Source organism: Phreatobacter sp. GW821-FHT04C01 (assembly GCF_059420385.1).
In genome coordinates, this window is record NZ_JBWKTP010000001.1 from 710,820 (window position 1) to 723,976 (window position 13,157).

Here is a 13,157-nt window from a genome sequence, read left to right on the forward strand (position 1 = left end):
CATGGCCGAAAGTTCAGCTCCGATCCCCGGCACGCTTCAGTTCGACCTCGCGCCACGCGACGGCGGCGCGGCCTACCGCGTCTTCCTGCGGGTCCCCGCCGGCGCGCCGCCGCCCCATGGCTGGCCGGTGCTCTATCTGCTCGACGCCAATGCGGTGATCGGCACGGCGGTCGACGCGCTCCGGGTGCAGTCGGGCTATCCGCTCGGCACCGGCATCTCCCAGGCGGCGATCGTCGGCATCGGCTATCCCACCGATGAGGCCTATGACAGCGTCCGCCGGTCCTGGGACATGGGACCGCCGCCGGGCAAGGCCTATCCGCCGCATACGCCCGACGGGCCGGAGGTCCGGACCGGCGGCGCCGACCATTTCCTGCGCTTCATCGAGGACGAGCTGAAGCCGGAGATCGCCAGGCGCCTGCCGGTCGATCCGGCGCAGCAGGCGATTTTCGGTCATTCCTTCGGTGGACTGTTCGTGCTGCATGCGCTGTTCACGCGGCCCACGGCCTTCACCGACTGGATCGCGGCGAGCCCGGCGATCTGGTGGGAAGACGCAGGGGTGCTGGCGACCGGGCGGCACTTCGCGGCCGCGTGGCAAGGCCGGCTCAGCCCGCGCGTACTGGTGCTCGCCGGCGAATTCGAGCAGCGCCTGGCGCCGTTTCAGGTGGGTGCCGCCGATGCCGAGGAGCGCAGCCGGAACCATGCCGAGAGCCGCATCGTCGACAATGCCCGCGACATGGCGGCTTGGCTGGCCAGTCTTCCAGGCCTTCACGCGGCCTTCGAGTTGTTCCCCGACGAGACGCATATGTCGGTGCTGCCGGCGGCGATCAACCGGGCCATCCGTTTCGCACTCGGCCCGGAGGCCCAGCGTGCCGCCGAACAACGTCGGTCGTGACGGCGGATCCCGGCGGGCCCTGCTCGCCGGGGCGCTCGCCGCGATGGCCTTTGCCGGCCGTGCGGGCGCGCAGGTCGCGCCGGCGCGGCGCATCGTGTCGCTCGACTTCGGCCTCGCCGAGACGCTGCTCGCCATGGGCATCGCGCCGGTCGGGCTGCCGGCGATCGCCGACTGGGCCGACTGGGTGGTCGAGCCGCCGCTGCCGGCCGGCATCGCCGATCTTGGCACGGCGCAGGAGGTCAATCTCGAACTGCTGTCGGAGCTCGCGCCCGACATCATCCTGGCGACGCCCTACCTGGCGCGCCTGGCGACGGCGCTCGGGCGGATCGCACCGGTGCTGACATTGCCCATCTATGACGCACGGGGCGAGCCGCTGGCGCGGGCGGCGGAGGCTGCGCGGCGGCTCGCCGTGCTGACCGGCGAGGCCGGCCGCGGCGAGGCCCTGATCGACCGGGTCGAGGCAACCTTCACGGCCGTGCGCGCCAGGCTCGCCGCCGCCGACCGGACGCCGGCCTATTTCGTCAATTTCATGGATGCCCGGCACGTCCGCGTCTATGGCGCGAAGAGCCTGTTCCAGGGCGTGCTCGATCGCATCGGTCTCGCCAATGCCTGGACCGGGCCGACCAATGACTGGGGTTTCGCGACCGTCGGCATCGAGGCACTTGCGACGCGCACCGAGACCCGGCTGTTCTATCTTCAGCCGGCCCATGAATTCGACCGGGTGTCGCGCGGGCCGCTCTGGCGGAGCCTGTCCTTCGCCCGGCGCGGCCGGGTCGGGATGCTGCCGCCGATCCTGATGTTCGGCGCCCTGCCGTCGGCGGCGCGGTTTGCCCGGATCATCGGCGAAAGGCTGGCGCCGGGCCCCGATCATGGCTGAGGCGGCGCGCCCGTCCGGGCTGATCATCCTGTCGGCCGCAACCGGCGCCCTCGCCCTGGCGCTGAGCCTGGTGACGCTCGCCCGGTTGCTGCCGCCGGAGCTCTGGCTCGGCACGCTCGCCGCGGCCGATGTCGACGACATCGGGTCATTGCTGGTCCGGCTGAGCTGGGCGCCGCGGGTGGCGACCAGCCTCGTCGCGGGCGCGGCACTGGCCTTGGCGGGAACCTTGTTCCAGCAGATCCTGCGCAACCCGCTCGCCTCGCCGACGACGCTCGGGGTTGCCGCCGGCGCCAATCTGGCCCTGGCGGTGGCGACGCTGGCGGCGCCGCAACTGCTCAACCAGGGGCGCGAGGCGATCGCTTTCGCCGGCGGCCTCGCGGCAGTCGCCATCGTGCTGGCGCTGTCGCGGCGCAGCGGCCTGGCACCGGTCACCACCATCCTCAACGGCCTGCTGGTCAGCCTCTATGCCGGCGCCGTCGGCGCCATGCTGTTCCTGCTCAGGGAGCGCTATCTGGTCAGCCTGTTCATCTGGGGCAATGGCGCGCTCGAGCAGCAGGACTGGAGCGCGGTGAGCGCGCTCGCGCCGCGGCTGGCGCTGGCCGGTGCGATCACCGTCCTGCTGGTCCGGCCGCTGACCGTGCTCGGCCTCGACGATGCCAGCGCCAGGGGGCTCGGCCTGTCGCTGGGCGTGGCGCGGCTCGCTGGGCTTGCCGTTGCCGTCGGGCTGACCGCGAGCCTCGTCAGCCTTGTCGGGGTCATCGGCTTCGTCGGTCTGGCGGCGCCGGCCATCGTCGGCCTTGCCGGCGCGCGGCGGCTGCGCGACCGCCTGGTCTGGGCTCCGGTCTTCGGCGCGCTATTGCTCTGGGCCACCGACCAGGTGGTGCTGCTGATGAGCGATGGGTTCGGCGAGATGATTCCGACCGGAGCGGTCACCGCCCTGCTCGGCGCGCCGCTGCTGATCTGGCTTCTGCCGCGCGTGCGGCTGGCGCCCGCCATGCCGGGGGCCGAGGCGCCGGCCGGCCGGCCGATGGCGCGGCCCTGGCGCCTGGTGCTCGGCCTCGTGCTGCTCATGGTCGCCGGCCTGGTCCTTTCGGTGGGTCTCAGCCGGGGGATCGACGGCTGGACCCTGGGGCTCGGCCAGAACCCCGAAGTGATGCTGGCCTGGCGGCTGCCGCGCGCCGGCGCGGCGCTGGCCGCGGGCATGATGCTGGCGGCGGCGGGCGTGCTGATCCAGCGCCTGACCGGCAATGCGATGGCAAGCCCGGAAATGCTCGGCATCAGCGCCGGAGCGGCCCTCGGTTTCGTCGTGGCGCTGTTCGGCCTGGGCCTGACCGGAAGCGGCGTCCAGTTCGCGGCGACCGCGACGGGGGCCGCGACGGCGCTGCTGGTCATTCTGGTGCTCGGGCGGCGCAACCATTTTTCACCGGAGCGAACCTTGCTCGTCGGCGTCGCGCTCGGCGGGCTGTTCGACGCGGTGGTCGCGATGGTGAGTGCGACCGGCGATCCGCGCGCGGCGCTGCTGACCACATGGCTGAGCGGATCGACCTATGGCATCGACGCGGCGGCGGCCGCGTTGGCGCTCGGCGCCGCCGTCGTGCTGCTGGCCGGCGCGCTGCTGCTCGGCCGCTGGCTCGATATCCTGCCGGTCGGACCGGTCTTCGCCCGGTCGATCGGCGTGGGCTTGCGCGACAGCCGTCTTGTCCTGCTCGCCGCCGCCGCGCTGTTGACCGCGGCCGGTTCGATGATCGCGGGCACGCTGAGCTTTGTCGGATTGATGGCGCCGCATCTGGCGCGCCGCCTCGGGCTGCAGCGGGCGATCCCGCATCTCATCGGGTCCGCGGCGCTGGGCGGGTTGATCATGCTCGGCGCCGACTGGCTCGGCCGTGTCGCCCTGTTCCCGCGCCAGATTCCCGCCGGCCTCGTCGCAACCCTGATCGGCGTGCCCCTGCTGTTCTGGTTCCTGGGCCGGCGCCGCGCTGCGTGAGGGCCCGGGCTGCTAGCGCCGCCCGACCAGCACCCGGGTGCCGTGATCATAGAGGCCGGTCAGCAGGCCGAGCGCCGTGGTGATGGCCTGCAACTGGCTGTCGAGGCCGGCGATCTCACGGGTCGGGCGCATCAGGAGCTCATGGCGCGCGGCCACCAGCCGCGAGGTCACCTGGATGCCCTCGTCGGTGACGGCATAGGCGGTGTCGCGATTGGTGCTGCCTTTGACCTGGCGGACGAAGCCGGCCTTGATCAGTTTCCTGAGGCTGTACTGCACATTGGAAACGTCCTCCCGGTTGGCGAAACGCAGGAGGTCGGCGATCCGGCTCGGCTCTCCCGCCGTGACCAGCTGCTGCAGAATGACGCAGTCCTGGCCCGACAGGTTGTGGGCGCGCGCCTCCGGGCCGAGCAGGGCGCCGGCGAAGCGGAAAAAGGCTTCGCCCGCGCAGATCAGCGCCTGTTCGAATTCGGTGACGGCGGCTTCGTGATCGGTGCGCGCCAGATGCGGCGGGGCCGGCGGCACGGTCCGGCGCGTCGCACGGGTCGGGCTCTGAACGGCTGCGGCGGGGCCGGGTCGGCGAGGGGCCATGCTGATTGACTCGCTGAAAGTGCGACGTAGAATAAGTCTTGAATTAAGCACTAGCGCGGCTGATTTGCCATGGCCTTGGTCCTCTACGAACTGGCGGGATTGGACGGGCGGCGCTACAGCCAGTTTTCCTGGCGCACGCGTCTGGCCCTGGCGCATAAGGGTCTCGATGCCGAGATCCGCGCGGTGGCGGTCAGCGACAAGCCGGCGATCGCCTTCAGCGGCCAGGTCAAGGTTCCGATCCTGGTCGATGGCGACGAGGTCGTCGCCGATTCCTGGACGATCGCCGAATATCTGGAGCGCCGTTACGGCGATCGGCCGAGCCTGTTCGGCGGCCCGGTCGGCCATGGCCTCGGCCGGTTCGTCAATTCCTTCGCCGACCGGGTGCTGATCCCGAAACTGGTGCCGCTCCTGATGATCGACGTCATCGGCATCGTCGACGGCGGCGACGGACGTCATCTTCGCGGTCAGATCGAGCGGGCCTTCGGCCGGCCGCTGGAAGACCTTGCCGGCCAGCGCGAGACCGATATCCAGGGCTTTCGCAAGCTGCTCGACCCGGTCAGGGCGACCTTGCGCGACCAGCCCTTCCTGTGCGGCGCCCAGCCCGCCTATGCCGACTACATCCTGTTCAGCCTGTTTCAGTGGGCCCGCATCGTCAGCGCCTTCCCGGTGCTGGAGCCGGCGGACCGGCTCAACAGCTGGCGGGAGGCCATGCTCGACCTGTTTGGCGGGCTGGCGCGGGGCGAAGCGCCACGCGCCGGCGGCGCGGCCGGCGCCTGAGGAGAACCAGCGTGACCGACGCGACGAACATTCCGGCTGGTATCGCAAGCGGGATCGTCGCGCCGGGACCGGTCCCGGATACCTTGCGGGACTGGATGGACCGCCATGCCGGCGCCGGGGGCGGCGCGCCGGCTTGTGCCGGACCGCATGGCCTGATGTCTTACGCCGCACTGCATGAGCGCGCGCTCGCCTTGGCGGCCGCCTTGCGCGCCCATGGGCTCGGCAAGGGCGATGTCATCGCCGCGCAATTGCCGAACGGTCTCGCATTCCTTCTGTCCTATCTCGCCGCCGGCTATATCGGTGCCGTCTTCCAGACCATCCACATGCCCTATCGGGCGGCCGAGATCGAACCGCTGCTCCGGCATGCGCAGGCCAAGGCGGTGGTCTGCCTGGCGCGGGCCAAGGATTTCAGCCCGGCGGAAACGGTGCAGGCCTTGCGGCAAGGGCTGCCCGCGCTTCGGCTGGTCATCGCGGTCGGGCCCGGCGGGCCGCCCGGGACCATCCCCTTCGAGGGCCTCGGCGATGGCCCGGGCGGATCGATCGCGGAACGACCGGCACCCGGCGACCGCTTCGCCTTGCTCTACACATCCGGCACGACCGCCGCGCCGAAGGGCGTGCCGATCCCCTATGCCAAGTTCCTCGCCAATGCCCGGCTGAGCGCCGCCGAGCTCGGTATCGACAGCACGGCGACATTGCTGTCGGCGGCCCCGTTCACCCATCTCTATGGCCTGTTCTCGATCAATCTGGCGCTTTCGGCCGGCGCCGCCACGGCGGTCCTGCCGGCCTTCACGCCGGGCGGGCTCGCGGCCGCGCTCGACGGCTTCAAGCCTACGGGCCTGTTCGTTGCGCCGGCCCATGTCGCGGCCTGCCGCAACGAAGGATTGCTGACACCGGCCAGGCTCGCGTCGCTGCGTTTCGTGCTGATCTCGGGCAGCGCCTGTCCGCCGGAGCTGGCGCAGGCCCTGCAGGAGCTGATGCCCGCGGGCAAGGTCTGCCAGCTCTGGGGCATGAGTGAGCTGCAGGCCGGTGCCTTCACCCGGCCCGGCGACAGCGAGGCGGTGCGCCTGACGACGGCCGGGCGCGCGAGCCCGGGCACCGAACTGCGGGTGACCGATGACGGCGGCTGCCTGCCGGCCGACACGGAGGGCGAATTGCAGGTGCGCGGCGTCTCGGTCTTCGCAGGCTATCTCGACAATCCACAGGCGAGCGCCGACGCCTTTGCCGGCGACGGCTGGTTTCGCACCGGCGATCTCGCGCGGCTGGATGCGGAGGGCAATCTGCGGATCACCGGACGTTCGAAAGAGGTGATCAATCGCGGCGGTGTCAAGTTCAACCCGGCCGATGTCGAAGCCGTCATCGCCGAGCATCCGGCCGTCGAGCTCTGCGCCATCGTGCCGATGCCGGATCCGGTGCTGGGCGAGCGCGCCTGCTGTTTCGTCGTCGTGAGGGCCGGAGCGACGATCGACCTCGACACGATCAAGGCCTGGCTCGCCGGTCACGATATCGCCAAGACCAAATGGCCGGAACGGCTGGAGGTGATCGACGAGATGCCGATGACCCCGACGCGCAAGATCAGGAAGGCCGAGCTCGCAAGGCGCTTAGCCGACTGATTGATGCCACTTCAGAAGCTGCGGTCGCGCACCGCGCGGATCGCGAGAGCGACCGCCAGCTCACGCTCCTCGTCCGGTTTGTTGGCGTCCTCGGCATGCCAGGAGGCCGACAGGCAGCCATAGGCCAGGCCATGGTCGAGCAGGCGGCGCGGGCTCTGGCCGAGCACGCTGGAGAAGCTCTCGGCCATGGCGGCTATGCGTGCCGGATCGCCGCAGAGATCGTCGCGGTCGAGCGGGTTATAGAACATGTTGGCGGCATCGAAGCCGGGATCGCCGACGACCCCGATCGGATCGATCACCAGCCAGCCGCGCGGCCCCTGCATGATGTTGTCGTGATGCAGGTCGCCATGCAGCGGCCGCACGTCGTGCGGGTTGGCGAGCAACTCGTCGGCGAGCCGGGCCGCCTCGACGTAAAGGCTTTTCGCCCCGGCAGCGTCGTCGGCCCTGGCCTTGGCGAACAGGCCGGCGAAACGCTGCCTGAGCGGCGGCAGATGGGCGGGCCAGCCGTCCACCGGCGGCGCCAGGAGCCGCGCCATCACCTCGGCGGCGATAGCGGTGGCGACGCCGTCGCCCTGCGCGGCGATTTCCTGCGACAGCGGCCGATCGCCGGCATGTTCGAGCAGCATGCGGTGCCCGTCGAGGCCGAGCAGCCGGATCGCGCCGATACCGTCGCGCCAGGCCAGGTAATGCGCCCCGTTCAAGCCGTCCTGCACGTCCTTGATCGGCTTGAGGTCCTTGACCACCGCCATGCGCCCGTCGCCGAGCCGGACCGTCCAGATCCGGCTGGAAAAAGTCTCGGTGAAGAGTTCCGCCTGGGCGATGTCCCAATCGTCGGGGAAGATGGGGGCGGCGGTTGCCGGGCCCGTGCCGCCGGCAGTGGTCTTCGGTTGCATGCTCGGTCTCGTGCTGTGGGGCGGCCGTGTCGGCCGCCTCGATTGCTGTCGAAGAGGCCATGCCTCCGATGTTGTCAGCAGTTGGGCGCGCGTGGCCCGATCGCAAGACGCACTGCCTCATTTGCCGCGGGTCGGCGGGGAGCCGCCAATCCCGGTGGCCGGCGGACAAGCCTCGAACGGCACGAGCGGATATCCGCTTTCACCTTACGTCGGGCGCAGAGGCGACCGATCGGTTTCGGCACACCGCCTCCCGGTCCGTCGAGCATTCAACGCAGGTTACCTGCCCAGGCGCATCCACCGGTGGGCTCTGGAGCGATGAGCGACCTTTGGTGGGGCAGGGCCACACCAGACCGCCCGGGCTTTCCGGCCGTCGCGATCTCGCCGATCAAGCCCGGCAGCAATTCACGCTATTGGTTTGGTGGTGCCCCTAGCCGGAATCGAACCAGCACTCCTTGCGGAACTCGATTTTGAGTCGAGCGCGTCTACCAATTCCGCCATAGGGGCAACGCGGGGCGGACTATAGCCAGCCGCGCCCGCCGGTCAACGGCAGCGGCTTGACTTTGTTGGGCGCCGGGCGTTTCTCCCACGGGATGAACGACAAGCCGACCTTTTCGACCGCGGTCGCGGTCGCGCAACCCTCGACCTTGACGCGTGACGCGCCGACCAAGGTGCTGAGCGAGGCGGCCAAGCGCGCGCTCGCGGAAGCCGCGGAACGGCGCGCGGCGCTGGAGGCCAAGGCGGCCGAACTCGCCAAGAACCCCGAATTGCACGGCCGTGGCGGCGCCGATCCGGTGCGTTACGACGATTGGGAGGTCGGCGGCATCGCGGTCGATTTCTGACCGGACGCCGCGGACCGCCATTCCGCTTCAGGCTTTGTTCTTGCGCTCGCGCAGCTCGGTGAAGACCACGAGCGGCGTCGCGCCGGCAAGGCCCAGATGCGCCGCGATCGCGGGATCGGCGGCGCGCAGGAACGGATTGGTTTCCAGTTCCCGCCCGATCGTCGTCGGCAAGGTCGGCTGGTTGGCCGCGCGCAGGCGTGTCACCTCGTCGGCGCGGGCTTTCAGCGCGGCATTGCCGGGGTCGACGGCGAGTGAAAAGCGGGCATTGGAAGCGGTATATTCGTGGCCGCAATAGACCCGGGTGTCGGCCGGCAGCAGGCTGAGTGCCTGGAGCGAGGCCCACATCTGCGCCGGCGTGCCCTCGAACAGCCGGCCGCAGCCGAGCGAGAACAGGGTGTCGCCGGAAAACAGCACCTTTTCCGAACCGAAGTGATAGGCGACATGGCCAACCGTATGGCCGGGCGTGTCGATGACATCGGCGGCGAACGAGCCGAAGCGGGCGGTGCCGCCGGGCAGCACGGTCTCGTCGACCAGGGGAATGCGATGGGCATCGGCGGCATTGGCGATGACCCGGGCGCGGGTCGCGTCCTTGACCATGGGAATGCCCTGGACGTGATCGCCATGGTGATGGGTCACCAGGATGTGGGTGATGGTCCAGCCCTTGGCGGCGGCCGCGGCCAGCACCGGCTCGGCGTCGGGCACGTCGATGGCGGCGGTGGCGCCGGTGGCGGGGTCGTGCATCAGCACGCCGAAATTGTCGTCGAGGCAGGTGAAGAGGTGGATCTCGGCGGCCATGATATTCTCCCGGCGTTCATCCTCGCGGCGTTATGTCATTGCCCGCCGGCTTCTGCCAATCCATTCTCGGCAGGGCTGAACCGAAAGTCCTGAGCAAAAGTGTCCGACGTCGTCGATCTGCGTGCCTTTTATTCCTCGTCGCTCGGCATGGTCGCCCGGCGCATGGTCAACCACGCCATCCAGACCCATTGGCCGAGCGCCCGCGGCATGACCATGGTGGGCCTGGGTTATTGCACGCCTTATCTCGGCCTGTTCCGCGAGGATGCCGAGCGCTCGCTCGCCTTCATGCCGGCGCGCCAGGGGGTGATCCACTGGCCGACCGCGCGGCCGAGCAAGGCGGCCCTTGTCGAGGACGACCGCCTGCCGCTCGCCGACGCGGCGGTCGACCGGGTGATGATCGTGCACGGCCTGGAAGTCTCGAACGACGTGCAGGCGCTGCTCGGCGAGGTCTGGCGCGTGCTCGCCGCCGGCGGCCGGGTGCTCGCGGTGGTGCCGAACCGGCGCGGGCTCTGGGCCCAGCGCGACACCACCCCGTTCGGCCAGGGCCGGCCCTATTCATCGAGCCAGCTGACCGAGCTGATGCGCGAAAGTTCGTTCACGCCGGTGGCCTGGAGCCAAGCGCTGTGGGTGCCGCCGATCCGCAAATCGCTGGTCCTCGGCTCGGCCGGGGCCTGGGAGCGGCTGGGTTCGGCCCTGTCGCTGCCATTCGCCGGGGTCCATCTGGTGGAGGCGACCAAGCAGGTCTACAAGCCGGCGCCGATCCGGCGCGAACGGTCGATCCAGATCTTCAAGCCGGCACTGCGGCCGAGCCCGGCGGTGCGCCAGGCGCACCGGGACCAGGACATTTAGCGCCCGGGCAGCTTCGACTTCAGCACGAAGAGCAATTCGGCGATCTCCTCGTCGGCGAGCAGGCCGATGCGGCGGGCGAGCAGATTGGCGAGCTCGGTCGCCTGCGGCGACAGGCCCGACGTGTCGATGACGATGCGCGGATGCGAGATCTCGGCGAGCTTGGCGAGCTCCTCCGCCTCGTCCCAGATGATGCCGAAATAGGCGATGATGCGCTGGACCAGATACCAGCTCGGCCGGCCGCGCTTGCCATGCTCGAGCGCCGAGAGATAGGCGGCGGAGACGCCGATGGTCTCCGCCATGGCGGTGAGGGTTGCGCCCTTGGCCTCGCGCAACTGGCGAACCCGGGCGCCGAACGGGGTCATCGGCGGCGCGCCTCGACCGCGGCGAGGGCCGCGGCGAAGGCGTCCTCAATGCCGAGCGCCGTGGTGTCGATGGTGACGGCGTCGGCGGCAACCAGGAGCGGTGCCGCCGCCCGGCCGGAATCGCGGGCGTCGCGCTTGCGGATATCGGCGAGCACCTCGTCATAGCCGGCCGGCGTCTCGGCGATCTCGCCGCGCCCGACCAGTTCCTTGAAGCGGCGGCGGGCGCGCTCCTCGGCGCTCGCGGTGATGAACAGCTTGGCCTCGGCCTCCGGCGCGATCACCGTGCCGATGTCGCGGCCGTCGAGCACGGCGCCGCCGGCCTGCGTCGCGAAGGCGCGCTGCAGGTCGACCAGCGCCTTGCGCACCGGTGCATGGGCGGCGACGACGGAGGCCGCCTCGCCGGCATCCTTGGTGCGCAACCGTTCGGGATCGAGGTCGGCGAGGTCGAGATTTTCGGCAATGGCCGTGGCGATCTCGACATTGTCGAGCGGAAAGCCGCGATCGACCATGATGCGGCCGACGCCGCGATAGATCAGGCCGGTATCGAGATGCGGCAGGCCGTAATGGGCGGCCAGCCGCCGCGCCAATGTGCCCTTGCCGGAGGCGGCCGGTCCGTCGATCGCGACGATCATGCGAAATCGGCCCCGAGCTGGCGCATCAGCGGTACGAAATCGGGGAAGCTGGTGACGATGAAGCCGGTGTCGTCGACGCTCATCGGCTGGTCGGTCGCCAGGCCCATGACCAGGAAGCTCATGGCGATGCGATGGTCCATATGGGTCGCGACCATGCCGCCGCCCGGCGCCCGGCCGGTGCCGCGCACGATCAGGTCGTCGCCTTCGATGGAATGGTCGACGCCGGCCGCAGCGAGGCCGTCGGCGACCGCCGCCAGGCGATCGGATTCCTTGACCCGCAATTCATGCAGCCCACGCATGCGCGTGGTGCCCTGGGCGAAGGCTGCCGCCACCGCCAGCACCGGATATTCGTCGATCATCGCCGGCGCGCGATGGGCCGGCACGTCGACGCCGGTCAGGCTGGAGCCGCGCACGCGCAAATCGGCGATATCCTCGCCCGATTCGATCCGCGGGTTGAGCTTTTCGATCGAGGCGCCCATTTCGATCAGGGTGGTGATCAGGCCGGTGCGCAGGGTGTTCATCATCACGCCGGTAATGGTCACGTCGGAGCCGGGAACGATGGCCGCGGCGACCAGCGGGAAGGCGGCGGAGGACGGGTCGGCCGGCACCACCACCGGCGCCGGCTTCAGCTCGGGCTGGCCGACGAGGTCGATGCGGCGGCCGTGCGCGCCGTGCGGCGTCACTGTCACGCTGGCGCCGAAATGGCTCAGCATGCGCTCGGTATGGTCGCGGGTGGCTTCCTTCTCGATGACGCTGGTGACGCCCGGTGCGTTGAGCCCGGCCAGCAGCACGGCCGATTTGACCTGGGCGGAGGCGACCGGCGATTCGTAGACCACCGGCACGGCGTCTTTCGGTCCCTCGATGGTGATCGGCAGGCGGCCGCCTTCGCCCTGGGCGACGACCCGGACGCCGAACAGTTCCAGCGGATCGAGGGCGCGCCGCATCGGCCGCTTGCGCAGCGAGGCATCGCCGTCGAAGGTCGCCTGGATCGGATGGCAACCGACGACACCCATCATCAGGCGGCAGCCGGTTCCGGAATTGCCGAAATCGAGCGCTTCGGCCGGCTGGACCAGCCCGCCGACGCCGACGCCGTGAACGGTCCAGGCGCCCGGGCCGGTGCGCTCGACCTTCGCGCCCAGCGCCCGGCAGGCCTTGGCCGTGTTGATCACGTCCTCGCCCTCGAGCAGGCCGGTGATGCGGGTCTCGCCGACGGTCAGGAGGCCGAACATCAGGGCACGGTGCGAGATCGACTTGTCGCCGGGAACCGTCAAGGTGCCGGCAAGGGCCTTGCCTCGGCTTGATGTCATCGGCATCTTGGTTTCGGTGGCGCTCACGACGGGCTTCCTACGCTGACAAAACGGACGAATGCGCTCTATCCCGCGCTTCATCCCTCTTGACAAGCGGAGTTCGTGGGCCCAACTGACCGCCCTTCAAGAGAAGCCCTGGATTGTGTAAGGAGCCCGCTTTGGCGAGACCGGAACTCGGCGTGAAGCGCATCTGCCCGACCACGGGCAAGAAGTTCTATGATCTGAACCGCGACCCCATCGTTTCGCCCTATACCGGCGAAGTGCTGCAGCGCGTCATCTTCGAGCCGACCACCCGGCGTGGCGCCGCGGCCGCGGCGGCCGCCGCCGCCAAGCCGGCCGTGGCCGAGGACGAGGACGGCGAACTCGAAAACACCGACGTCGAACTCGTCAGCCTGGAAGAGGCCGACGACGAGGCGGCGGCGCCCGGCAAGGTCGCGGCGGTCGAAGACGACGAACTCGACGTCGAGGTCGAGGACGACGGTGCCGACGACGATACCTTCCTCGAGGAAGACGAGGACGAGGGCGACGATGTCACCGATCTGATCGGGGACGGCATCGAGACCGACGACGAGCAGTGACGCAACCCCGGGGCGCCATCCGGCGCCTCTTGCGAAAGTTGCTGATCGGGCGTATGTGAAAGGCCGACTTAGGTCATCTCATAACGTCCGCTGGACGCGATCGTGAGAGTGGGTTCCCCCGGGGGCCCGCTCTTTTTGTTTCTGAAGTCTGCTGTTGGTTGGAGTTGCTATTGT

The 13,157-nt window shown here is 69.9% G+C and carries 14 protein-coding genes and 1 tRNA gene; 8 read left to right on the top strand and 7 right to left on the bottom strand.

The window, feature by feature from the left end:
• The first annotated feature begins 1 nt into the window (after window position 1).
• From AC07WJ_RS03345 to fhuB, 3 genes are read left to right on the top strand one after another with little or no spacing between them, the layout of a single operon-like run.
• A complete protein-coding gene (locus tag AC07WJ_RS03345; RefSeq protein ID WP_494933105.1) occupies window positions 2–892 on the top strand; it encodes an alpha/beta hydrolase in 891 nt (296 codons plus the stop codon).
• Window positions 867–1,769 carry an iron-siderophore ABC transporter substrate-binding protein gene (locus AC07WJ_RS03350; protein WP_494933106.1) on the top strand — a complete coding sequence of 301 codons (903 nt, stop codon included), beginning with the start codon at window positions 867–869 and terminating at the stop codon, window positions 1,767–1,769. The genes AC07WJ_RS03345 and AC07WJ_RS03350 overlap by 26 nt, the downstream gene beginning before the upstream one ends.
• Entirely contained in the window at window positions 1,762–3,753 is a 1,992-nt protein-coding gene (gene fhuB, locus AC07WJ_RS03355; RefSeq protein ID WP_494933107.1) for a Fe(3+)-hydroxamate ABC transporter permease FhuB, read from the top strand. Before AC07WJ_RS03350 ends, fhuB begins: the two co-directional genes overlap by 8 nt.
• 12 nt (window positions 3,754–3,765) lie before the next feature.
• On the opposite strand, the gene AC07WJ_RS03360 is transcribed toward fhuB, so the two are convergent.
• A complete protein-coding gene (locus AC07WJ_RS03360; protein WP_494933108.1) occupies window positions 3,766–4,341 on the bottom strand; it encodes a winged helix DNA-binding protein in 576 nt (191 codons plus the stop codon).
• A gap of 69 nt (window positions 4,342–4,410) precedes the next feature.
• Between AC07WJ_RS03360 and AC07WJ_RS03365 the strand changes: the two genes are divergently transcribed.
• Together AC07WJ_RS03365 and AC07WJ_RS03370 are read left to right on the top strand one after the other, a co-directional pair.
• Window positions 4,411–5,118 carry a glutathione S-transferase N-terminal domain-containing protein gene (locus tag AC07WJ_RS03365; protein WP_494933109.1) on the top strand — a complete coding sequence of 236 codons (708 nt, stop codon included), beginning with the start codon at window positions 4,411–4,413 and terminating at the stop codon, window positions 5,116–5,118.
• An 11-nt stretch (window positions 5,119–5,129) separates the two neighbouring features.
• Entirely contained in the window at window positions 5,130–6,728 is a 1,599-nt protein-coding gene (locus tag AC07WJ_RS03370; protein WP_494933110.1) for a class I adenylate-forming enzyme family protein, read from the top strand.
• Window positions 6,729–6,739: 11 nt separating this feature from the next.
• Here the strand turns inward: AC07WJ_RS03370 and AC07WJ_RS03375 are convergent, their stop codons facing one another.
• Both AC07WJ_RS03375 and AC07WJ_RS03380 read right to left on the bottom strand, forming a co-directional pair.
• Window positions 6,740–7,621, bottom strand: coding sequence for an aminoglycoside phosphotransferase family protein (locus AC07WJ_RS03375; protein WP_494933111.1), 882 nt, complete (start codon window positions 7,619–7,621; stop codon window positions 6,740–6,742).
• A 419-nt stretch (window positions 7,622–8,040) separates the two neighbouring features.
• A tRNA-Leu gene (locus AC07WJ_RS03380) sits at window positions 8,041–8,125 on the bottom strand.
• Window positions 8,126–8,211: 86 nt separating this feature from the next.
• Between AC07WJ_RS03380 and AC07WJ_RS03385 the strand changes: the two genes are divergently transcribed.
• Window positions 8,212–8,460, top strand: a complete 249-nt coding sequence (locus AC07WJ_RS03385) for a DUF1674 domain-containing protein (RefSeq protein ID WP_494933824.1) — start codon at window positions 8,212–8,214, stop codon at window positions 8,458–8,460.
• 27 nt (window positions 8,461–8,487) lie between these two features.
• Here AC07WJ_RS03385 and gloB read toward each other — a convergent pair whose 3' ends face one another.
• A complete protein-coding gene (gene gloB / locus AC07WJ_RS03390; RefSeq protein ID WP_494933112.1) occupies window positions 8,488–9,255 on the bottom strand; it encodes a hydroxyacylglutathione hydrolase in 768 nt (255 codons plus the stop codon).
• Between the two features lie 147 nt (window positions 9,256–9,402).
• Between gloB and AC07WJ_RS03395 the strand changes: the two genes are divergently transcribed.
• A complete protein-coding gene (locus tag AC07WJ_RS03395) occupies window positions 9,403–10,104 on the top strand; it encodes a class I SAM-dependent methyltransferase (protein WP_494933825.1) in 702 nt (233 codons plus the stop codon).
• Here the strand turns inward: AC07WJ_RS03395 and AC07WJ_RS03400 are convergent.
• The 3 genes from AC07WJ_RS03400 to aroA are packed head-to-tail and all read right to left on the bottom strand — an operon-like array spanning window position 10,101 to window position 12,411.
• Complete coding sequence (locus tag AC07WJ_RS03400) at window positions 10,101–10,466, bottom strand: helix-turn-helix domain-containing protein (RefSeq protein ID WP_136959981.1); 366 nt, start codon at window positions 10,464–10,466, stop codon at window positions 10,101–10,103. The genes AC07WJ_RS03395 and AC07WJ_RS03400 overlap by 4 nt on opposite strands.
• Window positions 10,463–11,098 carry a (d)CMP kinase gene (cmk, locus tag AC07WJ_RS03405; protein ID WP_494933113.1) on the bottom strand — a complete coding sequence of 212 codons (636 nt, stop codon included), beginning with the start codon at window positions 11,096–11,098 and terminating at the stop codon, window positions 10,463–10,465. The genes AC07WJ_RS03400 and cmk overlap by 4 nt, the downstream gene beginning before the upstream one ends.
• A complete protein-coding gene (aroA, locus tag AC07WJ_RS03410; RefSeq protein ID WP_494933826.1) occupies window positions 11,095–12,411 on the bottom strand; it encodes a 3-phosphoshikimate 1-carboxyvinyltransferase in 1,317 nt (438 codons plus the stop codon). Before aroA ends, cmk begins: the two co-directional genes overlap by 4 nt.
• A 152-nt stretch (window positions 12,412–12,563) precedes the next feature.
• On the opposite strand from aroA, the gene AC07WJ_RS03415 reads away from it, so the two are divergent.
• A complete protein-coding gene (locus AC07WJ_RS03415; RefSeq protein WP_494933114.1) occupies window positions 12,564–12,983 on the top strand; it encodes a TIGR02300 family protein in 420 nt (139 codons plus the stop codon).
• Window positions 12,984–13,157 lie beyond the last annotated feature (174 nt).

What these genes read in the sequence shown, in the direction of transcription:
- aroA (WP_494933826.1), bottom strand. Translation starts at nt 12,411, where the DNA reads ATGCCGATGACATCAAGCCGAGGCAAGGCCCTTGCCGGCACCTTGACG.
- gloB (WP_494933112.1), bottom strand. Translation starts at nt 9,255, where the DNA reads ATGGCCGCCGAGATCCACCTCTTCACCTGCCTCGACGACAATTTCGGC.
- AC07WJ_RS03375 (WP_494933111.1), bottom strand. Translation starts at nt 7,621, where the DNA reads ATGCAACCGAAGACCACTGCCGGCGGCACGGGCCCGGCAACCGCCGCC.
- fhuB (WP_494933107.1), top strand. Translation starts at nt 1,762, where the DNA reads ATGGCTGAGGCGGCGCGCCCGTCCGGGCTGATCATCCTGTCGGCCGCA.
- AC07WJ_RS03395 (WP_494933825.1), top strand. Translation starts at nt 9,403, where the DNA reads ATGGTCGCCCGGCGCATGGTCAACCACGCCATCCAGACCCATTGGCCG.
- AC07WJ_RS03345 (WP_494933105.1), top strand. Translation starts at nt 2, where the DNA reads ATGGCCGAAAGTTCAGCTCCGATCCCCGGCACGCTTCAGTTCGACCTC.
- AC07WJ_RS03360 (WP_494933108.1), bottom strand. Translation starts at nt 4,341, where the DNA reads ATGGCCCCTCGCCGACCCGGCCCCGCCGCAGCCGTTCAGAGCCCGACC.
- AC07WJ_RS03400 (WP_136959981.1), bottom strand. Translation starts at nt 10,466, where the DNA reads ATGACCCCGTTCGGCGCCCGGGTTCGCCAGTTGCGCGAGGCCAAGGGC.
- cmk (WP_494933113.1), bottom strand. Translation starts at nt 11,098, where the DNA reads ATGATCGTCGCGATCGACGGACCGGCCGCCTCCGGCAAGGGCACATTG.
- AC07WJ_RS03385 (WP_494933824.1), top strand. Translation starts at nt 8,212, where the DNA reads ATGAACGACAAGCCGACCTTTTCGACCGCGGTCGCGGTCGCGCAACCC.
- AC07WJ_RS03365 (WP_494933109.1), top strand. Translation starts at nt 4,411, where the DNA reads ATGGCCTTGGTCCTCTACGAACTGGCGGGATTGGACGGGCGGCGCTAC.